The following is a 25741-nucleotide window of genomic DNA, read 5'->3' as shown; positions in this document are numbered from 1 at the left end:
AGGCGCGAGCGACCAGCCGGAAACGGCCGGGAAGCCCGTACCGCACTGGGGTATGGTGTAATCGGCAGCACGAGTGATTCTGGTTCACTTAGTCTAGGTTCGAGTCCTGGTACCCCAGCTCCGTCCACCTTCGTGGACAGGCCCCCGTCGTCTAGTGGCCTAGGACGCCGCCCTCTCAAGGCGGTAACGGCGGTTCGAATCCGCTCGGGGGTACGTTCGCTGCGAGCGGTGTGCTCGTCGGCCTCCGGCCGACGTCGCCACCGCTCTTTGTGTTTGCCCAGGGGGCGACCCCCTGGAACCCCTGGTGCGCGGCTCCGCCGCGCGAGCCGCTGGGCGCACCGGTTCCGGAGTGAAATTCGGTTCGAGGTGGGGGTCCGGGTCCGGTAAGCTGGGCGAGGCCCGAGCGGGAGACCGCCAAGGCCGACAGTCCTGCCCCCGTCGTCTAGTGGCCTAGGACGCCGCCCTCTCAAGGCGGTAACGGCGGTTCGAATCCGCTCGGGGGTACATCAGGGAAAAGCGACCGCGGATCCGTTCGGACCCGCGGTCTTCTGCTTTCGCGGGCCGTCACGACGCCCGGCGCCGGCGCCCGGAACCGGTGCGGAGGCCGAAGACCACCACCACGAGCGCGACCACGATGATCGCCGCGACGCCGGTACGCCCGTTCGCGAACGCCCGCACGGTGCCGGACGTCCGGGACCACAGCCCGTTGTCCGGCGACGCGTCGGTCCCGCCCAGCCAGATCGAACCGTCCGCGGCGGACGTGGGGCGGGACGCGGACGCCCGCACCGTCCGCGGAAGCCCCGGATGCTCGCGGTCCATCCGCGCGGCGTCGACCGGCGTCATCGGGACCTTGCCGAAGTCGACACCGCCGGTCACGATCCGCATCCGCATCCGCACGCCGCCTCGTTCCACGGTCCGGGTGAAGGTGAAGTCGCCGTTCTGGATGGAACGGACGTAGGAGTCGTAGACCTGCCGGGGCCGCCACCCGTCCGTGAGCTGCGCCGAGCCGAGGTCGCCCGAGCCGATGAGGCCGTCGAACGACGTGCGGTGGCCGTCGCCGTGCCGCTTGCGGATCCACTGCGCGACGACGCGGGCCAGGAACGCGCGGCGGATCGGCGCGTACGCCGGGTCGGTATTGACCGCCTTGGCCACCTCCGGCACGATCAGCGTCTGCTCCAGCCGCTCGCTGCGCGCCTGCGTCGCGGGGTCGGTCGCGCAGGACAGCTTGCCGGTGTTGCCGATATCGGTCGCCTGGGCCTTCACCGCGAGGTCCGCCTTCAGGATGTACAGGGACGAGCCGTCCTCGCGCACCTCGACGTCGCCGGGCACGATCCACAGCCGGGTCTCGGCGCAGGGCTTGTCCGAGGCGGCCTCCATCGCGTCCCAGTACTTCGCCCCGACCCCGGTGTTCGGGTCCAGCAGCTTCCCGGCGGTGCGCTTCATCTGGTAGTCGGCGTCGAGCAGGGCCCGGCCGGCGTTCGTCCGCCCGAGGGCCGGGTCGACGATCCGGTCGGGTTCGGTGGGGTTGAGGTTGACCCAGAACTTGCTCGGGTCCAGCACCAGCCACGTCCGCAGGTCGGCGTTGCCGGCCGCGACCGCGTCGAAGCCCGACCCGACGTCCTGCACGACCCCGGGGGCGCCCGGGCGGCCGGAGAAGGAGTACTTCACGTGGCCGCCGTCGTCGGACATGTAGCGCATCTGCAACGTGGAGAAGTCGACCCCGCCAAGGTCGCCGGACATGAGGCCCTTGACGAGCCCGCTCTCCTCCTCACCGTCGCACGGGTCCTTCAACGGGAACGCCGCCGGCGCCGCCGCCCGCAGTCCGGGGACCGGCAGGATCATTCCCGTCACGGCGCACGCCTGTTTCTTCTTTTTCTGGTCGTCCTTCTTGGCCTCGTCGACGCGTTTCTGGACCTGCGTGGGGCCTTCGCCGTACTTGTTGAGGGCCTTCCGCGACTCGTTCACCTTGTCGGCGACCTTCGGCTGGTCCTTGTAGCGGTAGTTGAAGTCCTCCTTCTTCAGGATGTCCATCGCCTGCTTGCGCGCCGCGGTGAGCAGTTGCACCTTGGCCGTCGGCTTGGAGCCCGCGACGCCGGTCTCGTAGGTCGCCTGGAGGCCCTTCGCGATCTCGGTGAGATGGCCGGCCCACTCCAGTGCGGCGGCCTCGTCCTGCCGCGCCAGCGCGTCGTCGGTCCGGTGCAGGACGGCGAGCAGGTAGTCCGTGCCGATGGCGAGACCGCCCATGGTCTGGGTCGGGACGACGTAGTCGGCGTCCTTGGCGATGGCGCTGCACCTCGAGCCCGACTTGTTGCCGCAGGGCTGGTTCGTGACCAGGTCACCGGCGGAGAGCTCGGTCTTCGTGATCTTCACATGATCGAGCTTGCGGGCCCGCTGCAGTTCGGTGCGGTACGCGGTGCCCTCACCGCGCTTCCTGAGCTGGGCGTCGAGCTTGCGCAGCGAAGCCTTGATCTGCGCCGGCGTCTTCCCGGCCTTCAGCGCCGCCTCGACGTACTTCGCCTTCACCTGGGCCTTGAGCGCCATGATCTCGGCGTGCAGCGCGAGGAGGCCGTTGTTCTTGCCCGGTGCCTGCGACCAGTTGCGTCCGACGGTCTGGAGGACGGTGCCGTTCGGGACGATCTCCTTCGCCGCGCGCAGCTCCGCGTAGAGCTCCGGGTCGTTCTTCTCGATCGTCTGCGCCGCCACGACCTGGACCTCGGTGCCCGCCTCCTCGTTCTGCCCCCAGTTGTCCCGCAGGATCTGGTCGACCTCCCCGGCGGCCGCCGGGGACACGTCGGGCAGCGCCAGCCAGGTGGCGGCGTAGGTGGTGTTGAACTGCGCCAGATACTCGTCCTTGACGATCTTGTCGAGGATGACGCGGCCGCGGGCCGTCCAGAACAGCGACACGTTGCCGAGGTCGGGTCCTCCACCGGACGCGGCCGGGGCCGTCCAGGCGGCCGGCGCGCGTGCGGCCGAGGGAGCCGTCCGGGCCGCCGACGCGCCCGGGCTCGCGGCGGCGAGGGCGACCAGGGCCGCCGCCAGGACCGCGGCGAGCCGGCGGCCCGGCCGTGCCGGCCGTCCGGCGGGGCGGATGCGCATCGTCGCCTCCTTGGCGGTCGTCCTGCTCCTGGCGGAAGGTCAGGCGGGAGGGGGATCGGCGTCGTGGACGCACGCGCCGGCCGTGCGTCCGCAGGGAGTGGTTAGGGCGCTGGGCGGGGGCCTTCGCCGTCGGGGCGCGGCTGAGGGGGAGGAGGCTGCGGACTCGGGCCCTGCGGTGGCCGGGGGCTCCACGGGCCCGGCGCGACGCCCGGCGGCGGTGCCTGCGGGGGCACGGTCCAGCCGGGCGGTGCCTGCGGGGGCACGGTCCGGGGGCCGGGAGGCGCCTGCGGAGGTACCGGTCCGGGACCTCCTGCGGCAGGAGGCTGCGGGTAGCCGGGATGCGGCGGATACGGCGGCGCGGGCCGTCCCTGCACGGGACCCGGCGGCTGGTACGGGGGCGCTCCGGGCGGGGGACCTGACGACCGTGCGGGGAAGGACAGGCCCGTCGCCCGCAGGTAGGCGATCAGGGCCGGGGAGGGACCGGGACCGGCGGAAGAGGCGCCGACCGCCGCGGCGCCGCGTTTGAAGGCCATCGCGCCGGCGGCGGCGAGGGCTCCCAGGGCCAGGACGGCGACGATGGTGGCGCCGCCAAGGGACGTGGACGTCGAGCAGGCGCGGGTGTGCCCGAAGTGCTTGAGATCGACGGTCGGCTTGTACTCGTAGCCGACGTCGCAGGCGGAGGCGCTCTGCGGGGCCAGCGGAAGGACGAGGGCGGCGCAGAGGAGCGTCCCGAGCACGAAGCCGATCGCGCGCGCCGCGCCGGTGCGGCGGCTCATGACGCCGCTTCCCCGGGACGCGGCCAGGGAGCCGGTGGCACGGGCGGCGGCGGTACGGGCGGCGGCGGTACGGGGCCGGCCTTCAGGCGCATCACCTTGGCGCGCAACGCGTTCCCCTCCTCGCCGGTCGGGTCAGGGTGGCGCCAGCGCCACGCGGCCAGGTCGAGCTGGGCCGTCTGCAAGCGCCGCAGGGTGCGCATCCCGCTCCATCCCTGGAGGCGCCAGGTGCCGACGAGCGTCCAGAAGCGGAGGGCCGGATCGACGAGGAACGGCGCCTCCTGCGGGGTGATGGCCGGGCCCGTGGCCGTCTCGGCCGACACGGCGGCACGGGCGGCGGCCGCCCGGACGCGCGTCCCGTGGACCAGCAGCAGCACGGCCACGAGGAAGAACGGCGCCTGAGGGAGCAGCCAGAAGAACGGCGAGATGATCAGAGTGTCGAGCGGGCCGCCGACGCCGACGTGGTCGTGGGCCAGGTGCGACAGCCAGGCCGCCAGGGTCTCGGTGGCGACGGCCCCGGAGAACGCGGCGACGAGGGCGGCCGACGCCACGCGCAGACGCCGCCCGCGGTCGGGCACCCGCGCGGCGAGGCCGATCCCGGCGCCGAGCACCGCGCCGAAGGCGACCTGCCCGCCGAGGAGGCCGATCGACTGGCGGATCCAGTACTCGAAACCGCTCGTCGCGCCGTTGAACGCGCTGAACAGCCCGTACAGGCGGATGAACAGGACGCTCTCCACCAGGTCGTAGCCGAGGCCGATGGCGGCGCCGAGCACCAGGCCGGTGACGGCGTCGGTGACGCGGTGCCGGAACAGCGCCAGCAGGAGGACGACCCCGGCCGCGACGAGCAGCGCGTTCACGAGGGCGAGATGCACGAGCATGCCGTCGATCACGCGGTACTGGGTGTGGATCTGGCCGGCGAGGTCGCTCTTGTGGCCCTTGAGGACGAAACCGTTGATCGTGCCGAACGCGAGGTTGCTGTAGGCGCGGCCGAGCCCGAACACGATCAGCGCGCCCCAGCCGAACGCGACCAGCAGCATCGCGAGCGGGATCCGCGCGAGCCGCTGGGCGTGGTGCAGCAGCCACAGAACGAACGCGGTGCCGGGGACGCAGGCGAGCGCCTGGCCCGGGTAGGAGCCGACCACCACGAGCGGGATCAGCCCGAACGGCAGCAGCAGGACCCCGATGATCGCCCAGGTCAGCGCCCTGGCGCGGCGCTCGTCCGGGCGCGTGACCAGCACGAACGCCTGGAGTGCGGCGCCGGCGGCGATGCCGGCGAGCAGCGTCCAGAACACGGCCTCGGGCGTGGCGAGCAGCCGTCCGATCGACCCCTCGGAGCCGGCCGCCTTCTGGAAGATCGACAGCGTCGGCTCGTCGGGCAGCACGTGCGGCCGCAGGAGGTTGAGCAGCAGCTCCACCAGGTACAGCGCGATGGCGAGCCGGGCGACCAGCAGCGCCCGCGCGCGGGCGGCGGCGTCGTCGCGGACGGTGTCGCGGAGGGCGGCCCGGACGCCTTCCGCCGCGGCGGGGGCCGTCACGGCGCGCCTCCCGGAATTTGCGGAATGCTGGGCAGGTTCGTCGGGAAGGACGGCATTTCCGTCGGGAAATTCGTCGGCAGCTGAGTCGGGATATCGGTCGGCATTCCGGTCGATCCCGGCGGGACGTTCGGGAACGTCGTCGGCAGGTTCGGGATCGTCGGCCGGGCGGGGGTCGGCATCGACGGCATCGCCGGGGCCCGCGGGTCGTTCGCGCCGGACAGCTCGACGCCCAGGGCCGCCGCCAGCAGCACCACGCCGATCACCGCGCCCGCCGTCAGGAGCCGCAGCTGCGGGCGCGGTGCGCCGCCGGCCGCGTCGGCTACGCGATTGTCATTCATGGTCCCTGTTCGATCTGTGCGATGTGATCAAGGCTCGTCATGCGTCGCGCGGCGGAACGCGGTCGGGCGTCGCGTTCCGCGGTGGAAATCATCGAAATGCGGGGCGGGGGACTGACGATCCGAATGGTAGGCGCGGCGGGTATACGACGGGAATACGGCCACCGACGTGTCACCGCGGAGTGAGGCCCCGGCCGCCATGGGCGGCCGGGGCCCCGGATTCCTAGGCGCGGGGGACCGGTTCCCGGTCCGGCGCGGGGCGCGCCTGGGCGCGGGGGAGGCGGCCGGGCCACCAGAAGCGGGGGCCGCTGTCGAGGGCCAGCGCGGGGACGATCACCGGCCGGACGACGAAGGTGTCGAGCAGCACGCCGAGGGACACCAGCACGCCGATCTCCACGAACATGGTCACGGGCATGACGCCGAGGACGCCGAACGTGCTGGCGAGGACGAGCCCGGCGCTGGAGATGACGCCGCCGGTGAGGCCGAGGCCGCGCAGGACGCCCTCGCGGTGCCCGGCCGCGGCGGCCTCCTCGCGGATGCGGGAGACGAGGAACAGGTTGTAGTCGACGCCGAGCGCGACCATGAACAGGAAGCCCATCAGCGCGACCTGGACGTCCATGGCCGGGAAGCCGAACACGTGGCGGAAGAGCAGCCACGACCCGCCGAGCGCGGCGAAGTAGGACCCGACGACGGTCGCCATCACCAGCAGCGGGGCGACGAGGGCGCGGAGCAGGGCGATCAGCACGACCAGCACGACGCCGAGGACCAGCGGGATCACGACGCGGCGGTCGTGCGCCTGCGCGTCGGCCAGGTCGAGTTCGCTCGCCGCGCCGCCGCCGACGAGCACGCCGGGCACCGCGCGGCGGATCCGCTCGACGGTCCGCTCGGCGGCGCCGCTGTCGGGCGGGGAGGTCAGGACGACGGCGGTGCGGGTGAGGCGACCGTCGGTGGACGTCTCGGGCGTCCCCGTCCGCGCGATGCCCGGGATCCCGCGGAGGTCGACCGGCCTGCCGCTGACGACCTGGAGCGGGCGGCTCTCGTCCCCGGGGAAGTGCGCGTCGGCGATGCGCTCGCCCTGTACGGAGTTCGGAGTGGTGGTGAGGAAGTGCGCGCGGTCGAGCCCGGTGTGGACGCCGAGGCAGCCGGCGGCGAGCGCGGCGAGGACGGCCGCGCCGAGCGCCCAGACGAGGCGGGGGCGCGCCGCGATGCGGCGGCCGGCGCGGTCCCAGGCGCCGCCGCGCGCGGGCGGCGCGTCGCCGAAGCGCGGGATGCGCGGCCAGAACACCCAGCGGCCGAGGACGACGAGCAGTGCGGGCAGCAGCGTCATCACGACGGCCAGCCCGCCGATGATCCCGATCGCGCTGATCGGCCCGAGCGCGAAGTTGAAGCCCATGCGCGCGGCGAGCAGGCACAGCAGGCCGAGGCAGACGGTCGCGGCGGACGCGGCGACGGGCGCGGCGGCGCGGCGGAGCGCGACGGCCATCGCCCGGTGCCGGTCCTCGTGGCGCCGGAGCTCCTCGCGGTAGCGGGCGAGCAGGAGCAGCGCGTAGTCGGTGCCGATGCCGAAGACGAGCGCGTTGAGGATGGTCGACATGCCGTCCGCGACGTACAGGCCGGCATGCTCGGCCAGCAGGTAGACGACGGCGTTGGTGACCTGCAGCGAGATCGCCGCGCAGGCGAGGGGCAGCAGCCACAGGACGGGGCTGCGGTAGGTGAACAGCAGGACGGCGGCGACGAGCACGACCGTGATGAGCAGCAGCGGCTTGTCGACCTTGCGGAACGCGTCGCCCGCGTCGAGCGCCGCGCCCGCCGGTCCCGTCACCTTCACCTGGAGGCCCCGCGGGACGTTCCGCGTCACCGCGTCGCGGACCTTCTCGGCGTTGCCGCTCAGGTGGTCGTCGTCGTGCAGGGGGACGGCCAGCAGGAGCGCGCGGCCGTCGCGCGACGCCTGCGGGGCGCCGATCGGCGCCTCGGCGAGCGGGGCGAGGGCGCGGCGGTCGGCGTCGGCCTTGGCGCGGTCGGCGGACGTGATCCCCGGCCCGGCCGTGCTCCCCGCTCCGGCCGTGCTCCCTGCCCCGGAGGGGCCGGTGCGGGCGTAGACGATGACGGCCGGCGCCTGCCTGCCGTCCCGGAACCGGTCCGTCAGCTTCTCCACCTCGGTGGACTGGGCGCCGCGCGGGAGCTCGGCGGCGGACTTCGCCTGCACGACGTCCGGCAGCCTGCCCGCGAGCGGGACCGCCGCCAGCACGGCCGCGACCCAGAGCGCGAGGACCGCCCAAGCCGTCAGGCGTTTGCTTGAGAGCAGCATGAGGTGCTCTCCTTTCCGTGGGGGTTCTGCATTGCGTGAGCACCACGCCCGCGGCCGTGGTGAACGGCCTCCGGCGTGGGGTGATGCGGCCTCCGCCCGTCCGGGCCGTCGAGGGGCAACTCGGCGGCCCGGACCCGTCCGGGATCAGACCTCGGGAAAGGCCAGGAACCGGGCGTGCAGGGTGCGCGCGCCCGGCGGCGGGTCGCCGTCGGCGCGCTTGTAGCGGTAGAGGAGCGCGATGTACTCCTCGAAGAAGGGGCGCACCTGGTCGGGCGTCAGCGTGACGGTGGAGTAGGAGAACAGCAGGGCGTCCGCCCACGGCCCCATGCCGTCGCGTTCCCGCTGATAGCGGGCCAGCGACTCCAGCTCGTTCGCGAACTCCAGCCGCGTCAGCGCGTCGACGGCCTCGCGCATCTCGGGCGACTGCTCGCTGCGCGGCGGGAGCCGCCGGTCCGCCGGCACCGCCCGCCACCAGCGCTCCCGCCCGCGCTTGAGCTCCGGCACCTCCTCGACGAACCCGTACCTGGCGAGCTGGCGCAGGTGGTAGCTCGTCGCGCCGGTGCTCTGCCCGAGCTCGCGGGCGAGGGTCGTGGACGAGACGGGCCCGCGCCGCATGATCTCGGCGATCCGCTGCCGCAGCGGGTGGGCGAGCAGCCGCACCTGCCGCGGATCGGTGATCACCTCGGGCTCGGGCGGCCCCTCCGGACGCTGCTCCGGCGGTGGCCCGGCCGGTGGTCGCTCCTTCATGCCCCGGACGCTACGGAGTTGCAAAGGACCTTTGCAACGGTTCTTGGCAAAGTTGGCCGCAGCGGGGGAGGGGCCTGGCGCCGGCGGGGGAGGCGGCCGGTCACCCGGAGGTCCCGGTCCGGGTGCGTGATCGGTCCGACACGGAGTGGAACAATGCCTGTGTCCTTGGCTGACGGCCTCACGTACGGTCAACTAAAGTCGTTGGGACGGCGAGTTCGGGAGGGGCCGGATGGGCAACAAGACGGAAGAGATCGCGCCGGGCGCGACGCTGGCGGACAAGGTCGAGTGGCTGATCCGCAACCTGTGGCCGGTGGACGCCCATCCGCCGCGCAACAACGTCGAGACCGCCGCCGCCATCGCGCGCGCCACCGGCGAGGACATCTCGTCCACCACCGTGTGGAAGCTGCGCACCGGACGCCAGGAGAACCCGCAGCTCAAGACCCTCCGCGCGCTCGCCACCTTCTTCGGCGTCCCGATCGGCTACTTCGGCCGGCCCAGCGAGACCGCCCCCATCGACGAGGACATCACGCTCAAGGCCCTGCGCCGCGACGTCGAGCACGGCATCATCCGCCCCGAGGTCCTGCGCGCCCTCGTCGACCTGTCCCCGGAGGCCCGCTGGGTCGTCGACGAGATGATCCTCAGCGCCGCGGCGGCCGACCGGCGCCGCCAGGCCGCGCCCTGACCCGCGTTCCCGCACCTCCGAACGGCACCCGCGTACCTCCGAACGGCACGGCCGACCGCACGGCTCAGGGAAGGGCCGTGTGCCAGAGAGTCGGCGTGCCGCCGTCCATTCCGGTCGCCACCAGGCCCTGTCCCAGCACGGCCAGGCCGGTGAGGCGCTGGCTTCCCTCTCCCGCCAGGCGGGCCCCGCGCGGACGGGTCGCCCGCCACGACGCGCCGTCCGCCGAACTCCACAGCGCGACGTCGTCGGTCCCGGCGGGCGTTCCCGCGAGGACGAACCCGCGCGGCGTCGCCAGGCTCGCCGCCAGCGCGGACGCCTGGACGGTCTGCGCGCGCCACGTCCGTCCGGCATCGGACGAGACCGCGACGGTGCCGCCCGCACCCGTCGCGACCAGCGTGTCCCCGCGCGCGACCACGCGGGTGAGCGGGCCCTGCGCCTGCGGCGGCTGCACCGACGTCCACTTCGCGCCGTCATCGGACGTCCAGACGGCCGGCGCCCCGTCGCGCTCACCGACCGCGACGTAGCCCTTCGTCACGGCCGCGACGTCGTGCATCTTCCCGTCCCGCAGATCGCCGGAACCGGCCGTCCACCGGACGAGGTCGTCCGAACGCCAGGCGAGGGGCGCCTCGTCCGTCGAGCCCACGACGACGTAGCCCGCCGGCCCGTAGGCGGCGCCCGCCAACGCGCCGTCATCGCCCGCCGGGCCCGCGGCCGCGCTCCACGTGTTCGCGTCCCCAGACGTGAGCAGCAGCGGCTTCGCCGCGCTCCGTCCCGCGGCGACCCAGCCCTTCGGCCCGTACGCGGCGGCCGCGAGCCGCTGCACGCCCGGCCCGGTCAGGCCGGTCCCGCCCGCGCGCGTCCACGCCCTTCCGTCGCGCGTCGTCCAGACGGCCGCCTCGCCCGCGCCGCTGCCGACGGCCAGCGCCGCCCCGTTGCCCGCCACCAGCCGCGTGATGGTCCGGTCCGGCGTCACCGCGCCGGGGACGGACAGCAGATCGATGTCCCCGTGGCGCGCGCCCGGCGCCGCCAGGTACGCGCCGGAGTCCTGGCGGCCCGCCACGAGGACGCCCTGCGGCAGAGGCGCCGCCGCACCCGCTCGGCGGCCCTGGTCCGTCCCGAGCCTCTCCACGGACTCCCAGTTCACGCCGTCCTTGCTGCGCTGCGCGGCCACGCGCCCGTCGGTGAGCGGGGTCAGCGCGGCCAGGCCCGCGTCGGACCCGCCCAGTGCGGCGAGGCCGGCGTAGGTGCGCCGGTCGATGGTGCTCGACCGCGTCCAGCCGGCGCCGTCCGACGACCGGAAGAACACCGCGAGCGCACGCTTCTTCGGATTCTTGGACGACCCGCCCGTCCGGCGCCCCTCGCGCGCCGCGAAGAACCCGCCAGGACCCGACGTCAGCGCGACGACGGGCCCGTACGACCCGTCGCTCTGCGGGACCTCCGCGCGCGCCCACGTCCCCCCGCCGTCGGCCGACCGCCACAGATCGCCCTTGTCGTTCCGCACGACCAGCGTGGCGCCGCCGGCCGCGATGCTCACGGGCTTCCCCTGCAGCGGAGCTTGCCGCCGCTGCCACGCGGCGCCGTCCGAGGACGTCCACAGGATCGCCGCGCCCTGGTTCGTCCCGATCGCGGCGAACCCCGCCGAGGTGGCCGCGACCCCGGTGACCTGGTCGCCCGCCGTGAACGCGCCCGTGGCCCCGGCCCGATGCGTCCACGTGCGGCCGTCCGCGCTCGTCCACACGGCCACGCCGCCGGGGCCTCGTCCCAGCGCCGCCCAGGCACGGTCGCCGGCCGCGACGACCTCCGGCACGTCCTGGCCGGTGCCGCCCTCGTCCTTCACCTTCGCGGTGCTCCACGCCTTGCCGCCGTCGGACGACACGAGGATCTGCCCGCGCGGCGCGTCCACCGTCTCGCTGCCGACCGTCACCGCCGTGTCGCCGTGCACGGCGACCGCCGTGACCGTCTGCTCGTGCCCGTCGTACAGCGCCGCCGGCACCGCGAACACCTTGTCGGCGGCCTCGGCGCCCGGCGCGTCCTCGTGCCCGCCGCCGTGCCCGCCGTCGCGGACCAGGTAGGTCACGCCGCCGGCGACCAGCACCGCGACCGCCGCGACCGCGATCCCCGACCGCAGCCCGGGCCGGAACACGCGCGTACCGCCGCCCTCCGGCGGTGTGGGCGCGCCCTGGGGCCGGTCGAACACCAGCGGGTCCCCGCCGGGCGGCGGCTCCGGCGTCCGGACGCGCGCCTGCTGCCGGGGCATGGGCGGGCGAGCGGGCGAGGCCGCGTCGCCCTCCTGGCCGCCCGCGCTCGTCCCGGGCCGTTCCATGACCGGCTCGCTCGCGGCGCGCGGCCATGGAGCCGCGGCCGGCATCGGCCCCGGGCGTGGCGAGGTGGGCGCCGGCTTCTCGACGGGCTGGGGCGGTGCCTCCGGCTGCCGCGCTGTCGGCGGAGGCTGCGGAGGATTCGCGGCGGGCGGCGTTGCGGGAGATGAGGCCGCACTACGTGGGGCCGCGGCGAGTGGCGGCGTGGCTGGCGGGGGTGCCGCGGGCGGGGCTGCCGCGGCCAGGGGGCCGGTGGGCGGGGCGGTCGCGCCGGGCGGGGTGGGGAGGGGGCGCCTGGCGGTCCTGATCTGCTCGGCGGACGGGACGGCGGGTGTCTCGTCCGCCACCGGAGCCTCGGGCGTCGCGGGTCCGGTGGCCGCGGGTCTCGTATCGCGCGCGGCGGGCGTCTCGCCCGCCGCCGGGGAGGGGGGCGCCGGGGCGGCGGGGGCGCCGCGCCAGCTCGCCACCAGCTTGTCGCCGTCGGCGGGCGGCGGTCCGGGACGGTCGCCGCGCCCCCAGGCCGGCGGCGGAGAGGGAGCGCCGGTCGGATCCCGATCGTCGGGCAGGTCGGCCGTGCTCATGTTCGCCCCCCTCGCGACGGCACAGAAAGCGAAGTGTACGGAATCGCGGGGGATCGGAGGAAGGCCGGCGAGGGAGATCGGGCCCGCGCGCCGGAGGCGGGCACGACGGATTTCCGGGCCTGCGGAATCAATACCCCTAGGGGGCATGTTAGGGTCCATCGCACATACCCCCTAGGGGTAGAGCTCGAGTGGAGGAGTGGACCGTCATGTCCGCAGACCCGAGGCGCTGGTGGGCACTGGCCGTGCTCGCGACCGCCCAGTTCATGGTGATCATGGACACGTCGATCATCGGGGTGGCGCTCCCCGACATGCAGGGCGCCCTCGGTTTCAGCCAGAGCGGGCTGCAGTGGGTGTTCAACGCCTACGTCGTCGCCTTCGGCGGGCTGCTGCTGCTCGGCGGCAGGCTGTCGGACCTGCTCGGCGCGCGGCGCGTCTTCGCGGCCGGCTGGCTCGTGCTGATCGCCGGATCGGTCGTCGCGGCCGCCGCCGACGGCGCCGCCGCCGAGATCGCCGGCCGGGCCGTGCAGGGGATCGGCTCGGCGCTGATCGCGCCGTCCGCGCTGACCCTGCTGATGGTGCTGTTCTCGGCCCGGCCGAAGGAGCTGGCCAAGGCGATGGCGTTCTACGGCGCCGCCGCGCCGGCGGGCGGCACCGCCGGGGTGTTCCTCGGCGGGGTCATCACCGAGTGGCTGAGCTGGCCGTGGGTGTTCATCATCTACATCCCGATCGGGCTGGCGACGCTGGCGCTGGTCCCGGCCGTCCTGCCGGCGGTGCCCGGCCGCCGCGCCGGGCTCGACGTCGCCGGGGCGGCGGCGGTCACGGCCGGGCTCGGCCTCGCCGTCTACGCGATCGTCCGGGCGCCGGGGCGCGGCTGGGACGCGCCGGCCACCGCCCTGCAGCTCGGCGGGGCCGTCCTGCTGCTGGCGCTGTTCGTGGCATGGCAGCGGATCGTGCGCGGGCCGCTGATGCCGCTGTCGGTGTGGCGCACCCCTGGCCTCGCAGGGGCGAACACGGCGATGGCGCTGCTCGGAGCCGCGTGGATCCCGATGTGGTACTTCCTGAACCTCTACCTGCAGCAGGTGCTCGGGTACGGGGCGTTCCCCAGCGGTGCGGCGCTGCTGCCGATGACCGCGCTGATGATGGTGCTGATGGTCGGCGTCACCGGACGGCTCATCGCGCGGTTCGGCACGCGCCCGCTCATCGTCACCGGGCTGGCCGTGCTCGCCGCCGGGCTGCTCGTGCTGTCGACGATCGACGCGAACGGCGGCTTCCTCACCGACGTGCTGCCGGGCTCGCTGATCTCCGCCGTCGGGATGTCGCTGGTGTTCATCCCCGCCACGATGGCCGCGATCGGCGGCGTCGCGCCGGAGCAGGGCGGGCTGGCGTCCGGGATCGTCAACACCACCTACCAGGTGGGGTCGGCGATCGGGCTGGCGGTGATGACCGCCATCGCCACCTCGCAGGGCGCCGGGAAGCTGGGCGACCTGCCCGCGCTCACCGACGGGTTCCGGGCCGCGTTCATCGGCGCCGCGGTCGCGGCGCTGGCCGGTGCCGGTCTCGCGCTGGTGACGCTGCGCGCGCGCTCGCCTCAGCCGGCGGACGAGAAGGAGAGCGTCGGCGCGTGAGCCGGGCTCGGAGGGGAGCCGTCCAGGTTCGGGCGGCTCCCTTTCGCGCGTCCAGGCCCTTCCTGCCGGGCGGACGGCCCCGCGACCTGCGCCGCCGTGGTGGTTCGGCCCGTCGTGGAAGTCGGGGTCATCGACGCGGCGAGCCTTCTGCGCGGCCGCGCAGCCAGGCGACGTAGCCGGCCACCGCGCCGTCCAGGTCGTGGGCGGGCGCGAAACCGGTGTCCGCGCGCAGGCGGGTGACGTCGAGGCGGTAGTCCTCGTCGGGTCCGTCGGGGGAGCGCCCGGCGGTCAGCTCGATCGGGGCGTCCGGGACGGCCTTCTCGATCGCCGCCGCGACCTCCGCGTTCGTGGTGACGAGGCCGGAACCGACGTTGTAGACGGCGTGGTGCAGCGTCTCGGCCGTCTGGAGGAGGGCGATGGCGCGCCCGCAGTCCGGGGCGTACAGCGCGTCGATGCCGTCGCCGGCGTACGCCTTCCCCGGGTACGGCTCGCCGCGAACCGCCGCGTTGACCAGGCCCGGGATTGCGAAGAACGGCGACTCGGCGCGCCCGCGCGGACCCCAGATGGCGCCGATCCGCAGGCACACGGCCTCGAAGTCCGCGTGCCCCGCGATGGCCGACGCCAGCGCCTCCGCGCTCCGCTTGAACGCGGGGATCGGGTGCGCCACGCCCGGCGGGAGCGGCGCGTCCTCGCGGAGCGGTGTGCCGCGCACGCCGGCGTAGACGCCGATCGTGCTGGCGACGCAGACCCGGCGGACGCCCCAGGCGCGCGCGGCCTCGAACGCGTTGAGCAGGCCGGCGGTGTTGGCCCGCATCTCCGCGACCACGTCGGTGCCGCGCAGCGGGGTGCTCGCCAGATGGACGATCCCGGTGACGGCGTACCGGTCGCCGAGCGCGAGGAACGCGTCCCGGTCGGTCATGTCGAGCCGCTCCGCGGCGGCCCCGGCGGGCACGTCCCGCGGGGCGGCCGAGTGCCGGGTGAGCAGGCACGACTCGCCGAGGTCGAGCAGTGCCCGCGCGACGTGCGAGCCGATGAATCCGAGCCCGCCGGTGACGAGGATCATGGGCCTCTCCTTTCGTTAGCGTGCTAATGGAACGCTAGCGACGAAATCACTAGCATGCAAACGATTACTAGGATCGAGGCATGGACGACCTGCTCCGGCTCTCCACCCGCGCCCACAAGCTGCTGCGCGCGGCCTCCGACGAGGCGATGAGCGAGCACGGCGTCCGCGTCGGGCAGAACCTGCTGCTGGAGGTGCTCTGGCGGGAGGACGGCCTGACCCCCGGCGAGCTGGCGAACCGGCTCGCCCTCACCACCCCGACCGTCGTCAACACCGCGACCCGCATGGAGGCCGCGGGCCTGGTCACCCGGCGCCGCGACCCGTCCGACGCCCGGCTCGTCCGGCTCTACCTGACCGAGCGCGCCCGCCGGGCGGAGGCGCCGATCCGGGAGGCGAGGCGGCGGCTGGAGGAGCGCGCCACCGCCACCCTCACCGACGACGAGCGCCGGCACCTGCGCAGCGCGCTCGAGAAGATCATCGCAGCGCTGTCCTGACCGGCGTGGCGCGCCGGGGGCGGGCCGGCAGGGCCGTCAGCGGCCGTCGAACCGCTCGCCCGCGGTCCGCGCGCGGGGAGCGTCCGGCGCGGCGTCCGGCCCGCCGTCCTCCGTGGCCTCCGCCCGCCGCGCGGCGATGCGCTCCTGGAACTCCGCGTCGGCCCGGATCTCGTCCTCGCTCGGCGCCATCGCGATGATGATCAGCAGCGTGATCGACACCACCGCGATGCCGCCGATCAGCGGGATCAGGAAGTCGGACGCGGTGGCGCCGCGCGGGGCGGGCATGGCCGGGTCCATGGTGATCCGCATGGCCGCCATGCCGGTGTAGTGCATGCCGGTCACCGCGATCCCCATGATGAGCGCGGCCCCGGCCGTCGCCGGCAGGCCCCGCACGCGCACGCAGAACCACAGCGCCGCGGTGGCCGCCACCAGGGCGATGACGACCGACAGCACGACCAGGCCCGGCCGGTACCCGATGTCCCCGGGCATGGTCATCGCGGCCATGCCGGAGTAGTGCATGCTCACCACGCCGATCCCCATGACCGCTCCGCCCGTGACGATCACGCCCGGCCCGGACCCGCCGAACCCGAGCACGAACAGCCCGACCGCGACGACCGCCACGGCGGTCAGGCAGCTCAGCAGCGTGACGGGCACGTTGTAGCGGATCGGCATCCCCGAGACGCTGAAGCCCAGCATCGCGATGAAGTGCATCACCCAGATCCCGGTGCCGCCGATGGCCAGCGCCGCGAGCGACAGCCAGGACGCGCGCGAGCGCCCGGTGGACGCGCGGGCGCGGGACATGCACAGCAGCCCGAGGAAGGACCCGACGAACGACATCAGGTACGCCGCCACGGGCGTGAGCGGCCCGTAGGAGAAATGATGCACGTGCGCCATGCGAGTCCCCGGAAAGTGAAGAGATCTCGGATCCAGGCAGGCATCCTAACCGGGTCCATCCGGCGATTGGTGTGATTCCGGGGACCTTCAGTGCAGCAGGCCGTGGTCCAATGCCAGGTCGAGCGCCGCCCGGGCCGCCGGGGCGAGCAGGTCCCGGTCGGCCGGTGCGAGGTAGAGGTACTCGTCCACCTCGCCGGACGCCGCGATCGCGCCGCGGCACGCCGCGGTGAAGCACGCCATCCGGGCGTGCGTGTAGTCCGGCTGGTCGTGCGCCGGCGCGCGGATCACCCCCAGCTCGCGGAACGACGCCCGGTCGAGCTCGACGTCCAGCTCCTCCCGGACCTCCCGGGACAGCGCCGCCCAGTCGTCCTCGCCCGGCTCCCGCTTGCCGCCGGGGAGGTACAGCAGGTCACGGCCCCGCGACCGGACGGCCAGCAGCCGCCCGTCCACCACCCGCACCCACGCCACCACGTCCAGATCCGCCACGCCGGCCATCCTAGATGCGCCGGGATTCGAGGACGCGGCGGAGGAACTCGCGGGTGCGCGGCTCGGCGGGCTCCTCGAAGATCTGCTCGGCCGGGCCGCGCTCCAGCAGCACGCCGTCGTGCAGGAAGCAGACCGTGTCGGCGATGTCCCGGGCGAACCCCATCTCGTGGGTCGCCAGGATCATCGTCATCCCGGACTCCTTCAGCTCCCGGATGATCCCCATCACCTCGGTGACCAGCTCCGGGTCGAGCGCGGAGGTCACCTCGTCCAGCAGCAGCAGGCTCGGCCGCGTCGCCATCGCCCGGATGATCGCGACGCGCTGCTGCTGGCCGCCCGACAGCCGGTCCGGGTACTCGCCGGCCTTGTCCGCGAGGCCGAACCGCTTCAGCAGCTCGCGGGCCTGCTCGGCCGCCTCCGCCTTGGGCCGCCTGTGGACGCGGACGGGCGCCAGCGTGATGTTGTCCAGCACCGACATGTGCGGGAACAGGTTGTAGGACTGGAACACCATCCCGATCCGCTTGCGGACCTCGTCGGGGTCGGCGTCCGGGTCGGTGATGTCGTCGCCCTCCAGGAGGATCGCGCCGTCGTCCACCGTCTCCAGCACGTTCACGCAGCGCAGCAGCGTCGACTTGCCCGACCCGGACGCGCCGATGAGGCAGACGACCTCGTGCGGCGCGACGTCCAGGTCGACGCCGCGCAGCACCGGATGCGCGTGGTAGGTCTTCCAGACGCCTTCGACGCGCAGCAGCGGTCCGCTCATGTGCCGCCTCCCGGGGCGCGGCGGCGCTCGGCGCGCGCCGCGAGGTGGTCGGTGAACCGGGCCATCGGCACCGTCAGCGCGACGAACAGCACCGCCGTGGCCAGGTAGGGCGTGTAGTTGAAGTTCGTCGCCGAGTGGATCTGCGCCTGCCGCAGCGCCTCCAGCGGGCCGAGCACCGCGACGAGCGCGGTGTCCTTCTGCAGCGAGGCGAAGTCGTTCAGCAGCGGCGGGACGACGCGCCGCACCGCCTGCGGCAGCACCACGAACCGCAGGCTCTGCGTCTTGCTGAGCCCGAGCGACCGGGCCGCCGCGCGCTGGCTCGGGTGGATCGAGTCGATGCCCGCGCGGAACACCTCCGCGACGTACGCGCCGTACGACAGGACGAGCGCGAACCCGCCCAGCACGGCCGGGCTGTCCGGGACGCCCTGGAGCCGCAGCGCGGGCAGCCCGAAACCGACCAGGTACACCAGCAGGATCGTCGGGATGCCCCGGAACACGTCGGTGTAGGCGACGGCCAGGGCCCGCAGCGGGAAGAACAGCGGGTTGCGCAGCCCGCGCGCGAGCGCGACGAGCAGGCCGAGCACCAGGATCACCGGTTCGGCGATCAGGAAGATCCGCACGTTCAGCCAGAAGCCGCGCAGCACGTCCGGGAACGCGCCGGTGAACTCGCCCCAGTTGAAGAACGTCTCGTGCACGCGCGGCCAGCCGGGCGACGTCACCACGACGGCGACGACGACCGCGACGCACAGCACGGTCGACGCGGCGGCGACCGAGCCGGACCGGACGCCGGCGCGCCGGCGGCGCCGCTCCCGGTCCAGCTGCCGCTCGCTCTTGACCCAGGCGGTCTCGCCGCCCGCCCGCACGGTCATCGCGGGGTCACTTCAGGACGGGCGCGCCGGCCGACGAGGTCAGCCATTGCTGCTGGATCTTCGCCAGCTCGCCCGACGACTTGAGCTGCCCGACCGCCTGGTTCAGGCAGCCCACGAGCGTGCTGCCCTTCTCCATCAGCAGCCCGAAGTGCTCGGTGCTGCCGCCCTCGGTCTGCGGCAGCTGGCCCACGATCTTCGAGCCGTCGATCTGCGCGGCGGTGACGTAGAACGCGGTCGGCAGGTCCACCAGCAGCAGGTCGACCTGCTTGTTCTTCAGCGCGTTCACCGCGTCGATCTGGGTGTTGAAGATCTTCGGCTGGCCGTCCGGCTTGATCTGGTTCTGCACGGCCTGCAGGGCGGTCGTCCCGACCTGGACGGCGATCCGGGCCTTCTTCAGCTCCGCGATGCTCGTCGCGTTCGCGAACTTGCCGGCCTTGAGCGCGACGACGCCCTGCTGCACGTCGTAGTAGCCGTCGCTGAACGTCACCGCCTTCTCGCGGGCGGGGGTGGCCGAGATCTGGTTGATGTCGAAGTCGAAGTTCTTCGGCCCCGGCGCGTAGGACGACTCGAACGACTGCGTCGTCCAGGCGACCTGGTCCTTGGTGAAGCCGAGCTTGCCGGCGACCGCGTACGCGACGGCGCTCTCGAAGCCCTGCCCGTTGGACGGGTCGTCGTTCTTGAACCAGGGCTCGAACGCCGGCTTGTCGGTCGCGACGGTCAGCTTGCCGGCGGTCTTGAGCGGCAGCTTGTCCTTGGTGCAGGAGGCGGGGCTCTTGCTCGCCGAGGCGTCGGAGCCGTCGTCCTGCGGAGCGCAGGCGGTGACGGCGAGGGTGAGCGCGGCGACGCCGGTCAGGGCGGCCACGAGGGGGCGGCGGGTCACGGGGGTGCCTCCAGCGGTGCGGTGTTGCGTTGTCAAGAATGCGGGGTGGCGGCGCGCAGGGTGACGGTGCGCGCGCCGGCCAGACCGAGGACGTCCGCGGCCCGGCCCTGGTTGACGCCGAGGCCGAGCCAGCCCGAGGAGTCGATCCACAGCAGCGGCTCGCCGACGGCGACGCTGCCGAAGGTGCGCTCGAACGGGACGCGGGCGGTGCGGGACGCCCCGTCTGGAACGCTCCATGCGACGTCGAGGGGGGTGCCGGGCTCCAGCGCGCCGAACGCGGCGGCGAGATCGTCGCGCTCCGCGCCCAGCACCAGGCTGCCGAACCGGTCGGTGTACAGCACCGGGACGGTCAGCTCGCCGTCGCGGGCGACCGGCGCCGGAAGGTCCAGCGGGAGCGGCTCGACCGGCGCGCCGAGGTCGGCGACGTCCACGCCCGCCGCGAGGTGCGCGGCGGCGGGGGAGAAGATGTCCCGCCCGTGGAACGACGTCGAGACCTCCGGCAGCCGGTACGCCGGGTTCTCCAGCGCGTGCGCCCGGACGATCCCGCCGAGCGCCTCGGCCGCCGGCACCAGCAGCCCGTTGTCCGGGCCGACCAGCACGTCGCCGCGTCCGGTCTCGACCGCCAGCGGGCGGCGCGGCGTCCCGACCCCCGGGTCCACGATGCCCGTGTGCACGCCCACCGGCAGGTACGGCAGCGCCTGCCGCAGCAGCATCGCACCCTCCACCACGTCGAACGGCGTGATCTCGTCGCTGAGCACCAGGACGTTCGCCTCGGGCGCGATGGTGTGCACGACGCCGGCGCAGATCGAGGTGTAGGCGGCGCCGAAGTCCGTGGCGATGCTGACGAAGGGGCGGCTTCCGGACATGGGCGACCTCGGTGGGACCTGCGGGGATGCGGAGAGGAGAGCAGCAGCCTACCAAGCCGATCTCGTGACCGAACCGGCGCTAACCTCCGGGGATGCGCGCCGAATCGCTCGATCCGCTCCTGCTGCGGACCTTCGTCGCCGTCGCCGACCTCGGCTCGTTCACCGCGGCCGCGGCGGCGGGCGGCTACACCCAGTCGGCGGTGTCGCGGCAGATCGCCGCGCTGGAGGACGTCTGCGGCGTCGAGCTGTTCGCGCGCGGCGCCCGCGGCGTGCGGCCGACGCCCGCCGGCGAGCACCTCCTCCCGCACGCCCGCGCCCTGCTCGACCGGCTCGCCGACACGGTGCAGGCCATGGAGGGGCTGCGCCGCCTCGACACCGGGACGCTGCGGGTCGGCGCGTTCCCCACCGCGAACGCGGCGCTGGTCCCGCGCGCGCTCGCCCGGTTCCGCGGCCGGCACCCCGGTGTCCGCGCCACGCTGCGCGAGGGCGTCACCGACCGGCTGCTCGCGATGCTGGACGGCGGCGACCTCGACCTCGCCGTCGTCAGCACGCACACCGTCCCCGCGCTGCCCGCCGGCGACCTGGTGCCGCTGCTGGACGACGCGCTGCTCGTCGCGCTGCCGTCCGGGCACCCGCTCGCCGCCCGCCGCCGCGTCCCGCTGGACGCCCTGGCCGGCGACGCGTGGATCGTCGCCGACGCCCCCGAGGCCGTCGCGGCGCTGCGCGCCCGCTGCGAGCCCGCCGGGTTCGAGCCGCGCACCCCGCTGCGGGTCGCCGAATGGATCTCCAAGCTCGGCCTGGTCGCGGCCGGGTTCGGCGTCACCCTCGTGCCCGCCCTCGCGGCGGCAGCGGCGGCGCGCGACGGCGTCGTGCTGCGGCCGCTCGCCCCCGAGCAGCCCACCCGCGCCGTCCGCGCCGCCGTCGGGCGGCACGCCCGCAGGTCCCCGGCGGTCACCGCGTTCCTGGACGACCTGCGGGCCGTCGCCGCCGAACTGGGCTAGGCGGCCGGACCCGGTCAGGGGATCGCGGCGACCACCTCGACCTCCAGCAGGGCGTCCGGGTGGAACAGCCGGGCGACCTCGACGGTCGTGCTGGTGGGCGCGGCGCCGGGGAAGAACTGCCGCCGCACGGCCCCGTACTCGGCGACCCGGCCGAGATCGGTGACGAACGTCCGGATGTTGACCACGTCCGCGAACCCGGCCCCGTGCGCCGCGAGGATCCGGTCCAGCAGCGAGAAGATCACCTCTGACTGCCGGGCCATGTCGCCGGGCGCGTCGACCTTCCCATCCTCGGTGAGCGCGATCTGCCCCGACACGTACAGCATCGGCCCGGCCGTCACGTACGCGGCGTGCGAGTAGAAGGGGTTCGGCGGGGGCGGGACGGTGGCCGGATCGCCGAGCGTGACGCGCATAGGGGAGTCCTTCCTCGTGTGGTCCGCGAGTGCGATGAGGTCCTGCGGCCCGAGGCCGTCCGCGAGGGCGGCGGACGCGCGGGCTCGCGCGGCGGCGAGGACGCCCCCGGCGGGCGCTCCCGGGACGTCCAGCGCGAGATCGAGGTCCTTGGCGGCGAGCGCCACCGTGAAGCGCGGCGCCGCGCCGGGCGCCGCGTCCCGCAGCCGCCGCGCCTGCGCGCTCGTGCGGGACAGCACGTCCAGCACGAGGTCGCGGTCGAGGCCCAGGCGCCCGGCGAGCGCGAGCGCCTCGCCGAGCACGGCGAAGTTCGCGACCAGCATGCCGTTCGCGACGAGCTTCAGCGCGGCGCCGGACCCGGGCGGGCCCGCGTGCCGGACCCGTCCGAGCGCCTCCAGCGCCCCGGTGCAGCGGGCAAGGTCGTCGCCGGTGCCGCCCGCCAGCACCTCCAGCTCGCCCGCCTCCGCCTGCGGGACGCTGCCCACCACGGGCGCGTCGACGTAGGCGACGCCGTCCGGCAGCCGTCCGCGCACGCGGCGCGCGGCGTCCGGGCCGATCGTCGACGTGTCGGCGACCACGGCTCCGGGCTCCAGCGCCGCCGCGGCCCCGTCCGGGCCGAACAGCACGGCCTCGACGGCGTCCGCGTCGGTGAGCATGGTGATGACGAGGTCGCGGCCCGCGGCGGCGAGCGCGGGGGACGCGGCGAGCACCGCGCCGAGGTCGGCGGGCACCCCGCCCGCGGTGCGGTTCCACACCGCCACGTCGTGGTCCGCGGCGATCAGCCGCCGGGCCATCGGGACGCCCATGCGCCCCAGTCCGAGAAAAGCGATTCGTGTCATGGTGCGACCGACGCTAGGCCCGGCCGAGCCATGCCACCAGCGCAGGTTTCGCAGACCGGCCATGCGGGATCCGCATGGCTCGCGGAGACCGGCTCAGCCGAAGCGGCGGGCCGAGGCGTTCTCCTGGGCCATCCGGTGCAGGGCCGTCAGGACCTGCTCGTACAGCACGGTGGAGACGAGCAGGGTGTGGACGGTCCGGGCGCGCGGCGCGCCGTCGACCACCCGGCCGATCTCGTGGTCGGCGACCTCGGCGGCGGCCTTCACGTACGGCCGCAGGTCGGTGAGGGTGATCGGGAAACCGAGCCGGCGCAGCGCGACGAACGTGCGCGCGAGCAGGTCGCGGGCGGGGGAGCGGTCGCCGACCGTCCAGCCGAGCTCGCGGACGAGCGCGTCGACGTCCTGCCGCGCGGCGCGCCAGTGCGGGTCGTACGGCGCGACGACGTGCGGGGCGATGGCGTGCTGGGCGGTGCCGAACAGCTCGTGCAGGCCGACCCGCTCGTCCTCGATCGCCTCGACGATCCGGTGGATCGCCGCGACCGGCAGGTCGCCGACCTCGCGCAGCGCGCTGATCAGGCGCAGCCGCTCCAGGTGCCGGTGGTCGTACTCGGCGCGGGTCGCGCTCACCGTCGAGCCCTTCGGGAGGAGGCCCTCCCGGATGTAGAACTTGATCGTCTGGACCGTCAGGCCGCTGCGATCGCTGAGCTCGGAGATCTGCACCGCGCACCTCCCTGTCCGGAGCACAACGCTATCCAGGGCGTGCGGGCCGGTACCGGCACTCTTCGAAGGTGGCCCGAGATGCGGTGCTTTGTCGGCCCTGGGCGTCAGGCGGTCAGCCGCAGATCGGCGACGGACCGTCCGGCGCGCACCGCGCACCCGCCGGGCAGCCGCTCGTCCAGCGGGACCCGGACGGTCACCCGCTCGCCCGCCGCGGCCTCGGCGACCGCGAACCCGGCGAGCCGGAGCGGCAGCCCGTCCGGCGACGCGTAGACCTGGACGACCTCGCGCCCCGGCCGGTCGCCCGCGTTGCGGACCGTCACCTCCGCCGTCCCGTCCGCCACCGCCAGCGACTCGTACTCCCAGGCCGTGTACCCCAGGCCGTGCCCGAACGGGTAGGCGACCTGCTCGGGCGCGTAGTGCAGGTAGCCGATCGCGGCGCCCTCCGCGTACGGCAGGGACCCGTCCTCCACGGGAACCGGCGACAGGATCCCGTCCTCCGACACCGGGAACGTCGTGGGGAGCCGCCCGCCCGGCTCGGCCGCGCCGGTGAGGACGTCGGCGAGGGCGTCGCCCCCCTCCTGTCCCGGCAGCCACGCCCACAGCACCGCCGCGACCTCGTCCCGCCACGGCATCAGCACGGGCGCGCCCGCGTTCACCACCACCACCGTGCGCGGGTTGGCGGCGGCGACGGCGGACACCAGCTCGTCCTGGCGGCCGGGCAGTGCCAGCGTCGTCCGGTCGAAGCCCTCGCTCTCCACGTCGTCGTTGGTGCCGACGATCACGACCGCCGCGTCGGCGGCGCGGGCGGCCTCGACGGCCGCCGCCAGCTCCTCGTCCTCGGGCAGGTGCGGCTCGTGGTGGCCGATGCCGAACGCGGTCAGGAACGATCCGGGCCGGTAGGCGCGCCGCAGCTCCACCGGGACCGCCCGCCCGGCGGCGAGCTCCACCTCGACGCGGTGCTCCGGCGGCCGCATCATCGCCTCGACCGGGTCCCCGCCGTCCAGGGCCAGCTTCACCGTCGCCGTCGTGTCCGCGACGCGCACCTCGTACTCGCCGACGCCCGCGACCGCGAACGTGTGGACGCCGTCCGCCGCCGGCGTCACCCGGGCGCGGACGACGATCTGCGCCGTCCCCTCCGGGACGCCCTCGAAGAACATGAAACGGGCGGCCTCGCGGTGCTCGGAGTCGAGGATGGCGCCGTCCGCGTCGAGGAACTCCAGCCGCACGCCCCGCTCGCCCGTCTCCGGATCGGCCGCCATGTCCAGCGGCAGCGCCGCCAGCCGCTCATGCGGGTACACGCCCGCGCGCACCGTCAGCTCGGTGCCGGCGCCGAGCGCGCGGCGCAGGCCGTCCACCGGCGAGACGACGTGCTCGGGGTTCACGTGCGCGCTGCCGCCGCCCTGCGCGCTGAACCGCACCGCGTTCGGGCCGATCAGCGCCAGCCTGCGGGGCGCGTCGAGCGGGAGCACGCCGCCCTCGTTGCGCAGCAGCACGCACGCGCGCGCCGCGAGCGCGCGCAGCTGGGCGGGCGCGTCGGGGGGCGTCGTCACGGGCGCCGGCTCGGGGAACCCGTCGAGCGCGCCGACCCGCGCGGCCAGCCGCAGGATCCGCAGCACCTTGTCGTCGACCAGCTCCTCGGCCACCTCGCCGTCGCGGACCGCCGCGACGAGCCTGTCCCGCCACGCGTTGCGGGGCATCCCCGGCATCTCCAGGTCCATCCCGGCGTTCGCGCTCGCCGCGGTCGACCGGATCGCCGTCCAGTCCGACATCAGCACGCCGTCGAATCCCCAGCGCTCCTTCAGCACACCGGTCAGCAGCGCGCGGTGCTCCGTCATCGTCGTGCCGTTGACCTTGTTGTAGGCGGCCATCACCGCCCACGCGCCCGCCTTCACCGCGTCCTCGAACGGGCGCAGGTACACCGCGTCCAGGGTCGCGCCGTCGATCCGGGCGTCGTACGACATCCGCGAGGTCTCGGAGTCGTTGCCGACGAAGTGCTTCACCGTCGCCGCCACCCCGGCCGACTGCACGCCCCTCACGAACCCGACGCCGATCCGCGCGGTGAGCAGCGGGTCCTCGGAGTAGTTCTCGAAATGCCGGCCGCCCAGCGGGGTCCGGTGCAGGTTGATCGTCGGCGCGAGCTGGACGTGGACGCCCTTGTCCCGGGCCTGGGCGCCGTTCAGCCGGCCCACCCGCTCGGCCAGCTCCGGATCCCATGTCGCGGCGAGCGCCGTCGGGCTCGGGAACAGCAGGCTCGTGCTCCGCTCGTCCCACGCCGTGCCGCGGACGCCGCTCGGGCCGTCCGACAGCACCACCTTCCGCAGCCCGATGCCCGGGACCGGGCGCAGCGACCAGAAGTCGGCCCCGCTCAGCAGATGGACCTTCTCCTCGAGCGTCAGCTGGGCAAGCCGCTCGCGCAGGCCGGACTCGTCGACGGACATCGAACCTCCTCCTGGACGTATCCGAACGC

Annotated in this window: 21 protein-coding genes and 3 tRNA genes; 7 read left to right on the top strand and 17 right to left on the bottom strand. The window is 74.5% G+C overall.

What is annotated here, in order from left to right; genetic code table 11:
* Positions 1-46 precede the first annotated feature (46 nt).
* The 3 genes from J4557_RS06140 to J4557_RS06130 all read left to right on the top strand — a co-directional run bounded on the left by J4557_RS06140 (position 47) and on the right by J4557_RS06130 (position 504).
* A tRNA-Gln gene (locus J4557_RS06140) sits at positions 47-118 on the top strand.
* 22 nt (positions 119-140) lie between these two features.
* Positions 141-213, top strand: a tRNA-Glu gene (locus J4557_RS06135).
* 218 nt (positions 214-431) lie between these two features.
* Positions 432-504: transfer RNA gene (locus tag J4557_RS06130), tRNA-Glu, on the top strand.
* Positions 505-564: 60 nt separating this feature from the next.
* Here J4557_RS06130 and J4557_RS06125 read toward each other — a convergent pair.
* From J4557_RS06125 to J4557_RS06100, 6 genes are all read right to left on the bottom strand, one after another.
* Positions 565-3096, bottom strand: a complete 2532-nt coding sequence (locus J4557_RS06125; protein WP_208265426.1) for a hypothetical protein — start codon at positions 3094-3096, stop codon at positions 565-567.
* A 101-nt stretch (positions 3097-3197) separates the two neighbouring features.
* The gene (locus tag J4557_RS06120; RefSeq protein ID WP_208265425.1) at positions 3198-3872 is read right to left on the bottom strand and encodes a hypothetical protein; all 675 of its coding nucleotides are present in this window, start codon (positions 3870-3872) and stop codon (positions 3198-3200) included.
* A complete protein-coding gene (locus tag J4557_RS06115) occupies positions 3869-5404 on the bottom strand; it encodes a PrsW family glutamic-type intramembrane protease (RefSeq protein ID WP_208265424.1) in 1536 nt (511 codons plus the stop codon). The genes J4557_RS06120 and J4557_RS06115 overlap by 4 nt, the downstream gene beginning before the upstream one ends.
* Complete coding sequence (locus J4557_RS06110; protein WP_208265423.1) at positions 5401-5667, bottom strand: hypothetical protein; 267 nt, start codon at positions 5665-5667, stop codon at positions 5401-5403. The genes J4557_RS06115 and J4557_RS06110 overlap by 4 nt, the downstream gene beginning before the upstream one ends.
* 295 nt (positions 5668-5962) lie before the next feature.
* On the bottom strand, positions 5963-8047 hold the full coding sequence (locus J4557_RS06105; RefSeq protein ID WP_208265422.1) for an MMPL family transporter: 2085 nt from the start codon (positions 8045-8047) through the stop codon (positions 5963-5965).
* 144 nt (positions 8048-8191) lie between these two features.
* Positions 8192-8794, bottom strand: coding sequence for an ArsR/SmtB family transcription factor (locus J4557_RS06100; RefSeq protein WP_208265421.1), 603 nt, complete (start codon positions 8792-8794; stop codon positions 8192-8194).
* A 229-nt stretch (positions 8795-9023) separates the two neighbouring features.
* Here J4557_RS06100 and J4557_RS06095 point away from each other — a divergent pair, with 229 nt between their 5' ends.
* Positions 9024-9476 carry a helix-turn-helix domain-containing protein gene (locus J4557_RS06095; RefSeq protein WP_208265420.1) on the top strand — a complete coding sequence of 151 codons (453 nt, stop codon included), beginning with the start codon at positions 9024-9026 and terminating at the stop codon, positions 9474-9476.
* A gap of 64 nt (positions 9477-9540) precedes the next feature.
* Here the strand turns inward: J4557_RS06095 and J4557_RS06090 are convergent, their stop codons facing one another.
* On the bottom strand, positions 9541-11799 hold the full coding sequence (locus tag J4557_RS06090) for a sialidase family protein (protein ID WP_208265419.1): 2259 nt from the start codon (positions 11797-11799) through the stop codon (positions 9541-9543).
* 782 nt (positions 11800-12581) lie between these two features.
* On the opposite strand from J4557_RS06090, the gene J4557_RS06085 reads away from it, so the two are divergent.
* Entirely contained in the window at positions 12582-14000 is a 1419-nt protein-coding gene (locus J4557_RS06085; RefSeq protein WP_208265418.1) for an MFS transporter, read from the top strand.
* 127 nt (positions 14001-14127) lie between these two features.
* Here the strand turns inward: J4557_RS06085 and J4557_RS06080 are convergent, their stop codons facing one another.
* Complete coding sequence (locus J4557_RS06080; protein WP_208265417.1) at positions 14128-15063, bottom strand: NAD-dependent epimerase/dehydratase family protein; 936 nt, start codon at positions 15061-15063, stop codon at positions 14128-14130.
* Positions 15064-15143: 80 nt separating this feature from the next.
* On the opposite strand from J4557_RS06080, the gene J4557_RS06075 reads away from it, so the two are divergent.
* Positions 15144-15554 carry a MarR family winged helix-turn-helix transcriptional regulator gene (locus tag J4557_RS06075; protein ID WP_208265416.1) on the top strand — a complete coding sequence of 137 codons (411 nt, stop codon included), beginning with the start codon at positions 15144-15146 and terminating at the stop codon, positions 15552-15554.
* A 36-nt stretch (positions 15555-15590) separates the two neighbouring features.
* Here J4557_RS06075 and J4557_RS06070 read toward each other — a convergent pair whose 3' ends face one another.
* The 6 genes from J4557_RS06070 to J4557_RS06045 all read right to left on the bottom strand — a co-directional run bounded on the left by J4557_RS06070 (position 15591) and on the right by J4557_RS06045 (position 20309).
* Positions 15591-16448: an MHYT domain-containing protein gene (locus J4557_RS06070; protein ID WP_208265415.1), complete on the bottom strand. Its 858-nt coding sequence runs from the start codon at positions 16446-16448 to the stop codon at positions 15591-15593.
* Positions 16449-16535: 87 nt separating this feature from the next.
* Positions 16536-16943 (bottom strand): NUDIX hydrolase, encoded by a 408-nt coding sequence (locus tag J4557_RS06065; protein WP_208265414.1) that lies wholly within the window; start codon positions 16941-16943, stop codon positions 16536-16538.
* A 1-nt stretch (position 16944) separates the two neighbouring features.
* Positions 16945-17694, bottom strand: a complete 750-nt coding sequence (locus tag J4557_RS06060; RefSeq protein WP_208265413.1) for an amino acid ABC transporter ATP-binding protein — start codon at positions 17692-17694, stop codon at positions 16945-16947.
* On the bottom strand, positions 17691-18563 hold the full coding sequence (locus tag J4557_RS06055) for an amino acid ABC transporter permease (RefSeq protein ID WP_190859645.1): 873 nt from the start codon (positions 18561-18563) through the stop codon (positions 17691-17693). The genes J4557_RS06060 and J4557_RS06055 overlap by 4 nt, the downstream gene beginning before the upstream one ends.
* Before the next feature lie 7 nt (positions 18564-18570).
* Complete coding sequence (locus J4557_RS06050) at positions 18571-19443, bottom strand: ABC transporter substrate-binding protein (protein ID WP_307799454.1); 873 nt, start codon at positions 19441-19443, stop codon at positions 18571-18573.
* 32 nt (positions 19444-19475) lie between these two features.
* On the bottom strand, positions 19476-20309 hold the full coding sequence (locus J4557_RS06045; protein WP_208265412.1) for an SAM hydrolase/SAM-dependent halogenase family protein: 834 nt from the start codon (positions 20307-20309) through the stop codon (positions 19476-19478).
* A gap of 92 nt (positions 20310-20401) precedes the next feature.
* Between J4557_RS06045 and J4557_RS06040 the strand changes: the two genes are divergently transcribed.
* Positions 20402-21310 (top strand): LysR family transcriptional regulator, encoded by a 909-nt coding sequence (locus J4557_RS06040; RefSeq protein ID WP_208265411.1) that lies wholly within the window; start codon positions 20402-20404, stop codon positions 21308-21310.
* Positions 21311-21324: 14 nt separating this feature from the next.
* Here J4557_RS06040 and J4557_RS06035 read toward each other — a convergent pair whose 3' ends face one another.
* The 3 genes from J4557_RS06035 to J4557_RS06025 all read right to left on the bottom strand — a co-directional run bounded on the left by J4557_RS06035 (position 21325) and on the right by J4557_RS06025 (position 25712).
* Entirely contained in the window at positions 21325-22557 is a 1233-nt protein-coding gene (locus J4557_RS06035; RefSeq protein ID WP_208265410.1) for an NAD(P)-binding domain-containing protein, read from the bottom strand.
* 93 nt (positions 22558-22650) lie between these two features.
* The gene (locus tag J4557_RS06030; RefSeq protein WP_208265409.1) at positions 22651-23274 is read right to left on the bottom strand and encodes a MerR family transcriptional regulator; all 624 of its coding nucleotides are present in this window, start codon (positions 23272-23274) and stop codon (positions 22651-22653) included.
* 104 nt (positions 23275-23378) lie between these two features.
* Positions 23379-25712 carry a glycoside hydrolase family 3 protein gene (locus tag J4557_RS06025; protein ID WP_208265408.1) on the bottom strand — a complete coding sequence of 778 codons (2334 nt, stop codon included), beginning with the start codon at positions 25710-25712 and terminating at the stop codon, positions 23379-23381.
* Positions 25713-25741: the final 29 nt, after the last annotated feature.

The organism is Actinomadura nitritigenes (assembly GCF_017573545.1).
In the GTDB taxonomy this organism is placed as follows: Bacteria; Actinomycetota; Actinomycetes; order Streptosporangiales; family Streptosporangiaceae; genus Spirillospora; species Spirillospora nitritigenes.
Note: the sequence above shows the minus strand (reverse complement) of the source record. Positions and strands in the feature narration are given on the sequence as shown.

Coding starts and splice junctions, on each gene's coding strand:
- J4557_RS06125 (WP_208265426.1), bottom strand. CDS start 3,096: ATGCGCATCCGCCCCGCCGGACGGCCGGCACGGCCGGGCCGCCGGCTC.
- J4557_RS06120 (WP_208265425.1), bottom strand. CDS start 3,872: ATGAGCCGCCGCACCGGCGCGGCGCGCGCGATCGGCTTCGTGCTCGGG.
- J4557_RS06105 (WP_208265422.1), bottom strand. CDS start 8,047: ATGCTGCTCTCAAGCAAACGCCTGACGGCTTGGGCGGTCCTCGCGCTC.
- J4557_RS06100 (WP_208265421.1), bottom strand. CDS start 8,794: ATGAAGGAGCGACCACCGGCCGGGCCACCGCCGGAGCAGCGTCCGGAG.
- J4557_RS06095 (WP_208265420.1), top strand. CDS start 9,024: ATGGGCAACAAGACGGAAGAGATCGCGCCGGGCGCGACGCTGGCGGAC.
- J4557_RS06090 (WP_208265419.1), bottom strand. CDS start 11,799: ATGGAACGGCCCGGGACGAGCGCGGGCGGCCAGGAGGGCGACGCGGCC.
- J4557_RS06085 (WP_208265418.1), top strand. CDS start 12,582: ATGTCCGCAGACCCGAGGCGCTGGTGGGCACTGGCCGTGCTCGCGACC.
- J4557_RS06080 (WP_208265417.1), bottom strand. CDS start 15,063: ATGATCCTCGTCACCGGCGGGCTCGGATTCATCGGCTCGCACGTCGCG.
- J4557_RS06075 (WP_208265416.1), top strand. CDS start 15,144: ATGGACGACCTGCTCCGGCTCTCCACCCGCGCCCACAAGCTGCTGCGC.
- J4557_RS06070 (WP_208265415.1), bottom strand. CDS start 16,448: ATGGCGCACGTGCATCATTTCTCCTACGGGCCGCTCACGCCCGTGGCG.
- J4557_RS06065 (WP_208265414.1), bottom strand. CDS start 16,943: ATGGCCGGCGTGGCGGATCTGGACGTGGTGGCGTGGGTGCGGGTGGTG.
- J4557_RS06060 (WP_208265413.1), bottom strand. CDS start 17,694: ATGAGCGGACCGCTGCTGCGCGTCGAAGGCGTCTGGAAGACCTACCAC.
- J4557_RS06055 (WP_190859645.1), bottom strand. CDS start 18,563: ATGACCGTGCGGGCGGGCGGCGAGACCGCCTGGGTCAAGAGCGAGCGG.
- J4557_RS06045 (WP_208265412.1), bottom strand. CDS start 20,309: ATGTCCGGAAGCCGCCCCTTCGTCAGCATCGCCACGGACTTCGGCGCC.
- J4557_RS06040 (WP_208265411.1), top strand. CDS start 20,402: ATGCGCGCCGAATCGCTCGATCCGCTCCTGCTGCGGACCTTCGTCGCC.
- J4557_RS06035 (WP_208265410.1), bottom strand. CDS start 22,557: ATGACACGAATCGCTTTTCTCGGACTGGGGCGCATGGGCGTCCCGATG.
- J4557_RS06025 (WP_208265408.1), bottom strand. CDS start 25,712: ATGTCCGTCGACGAGTCCGGCCTGCGCGAGCGGCTTGCCCAGCTGACG.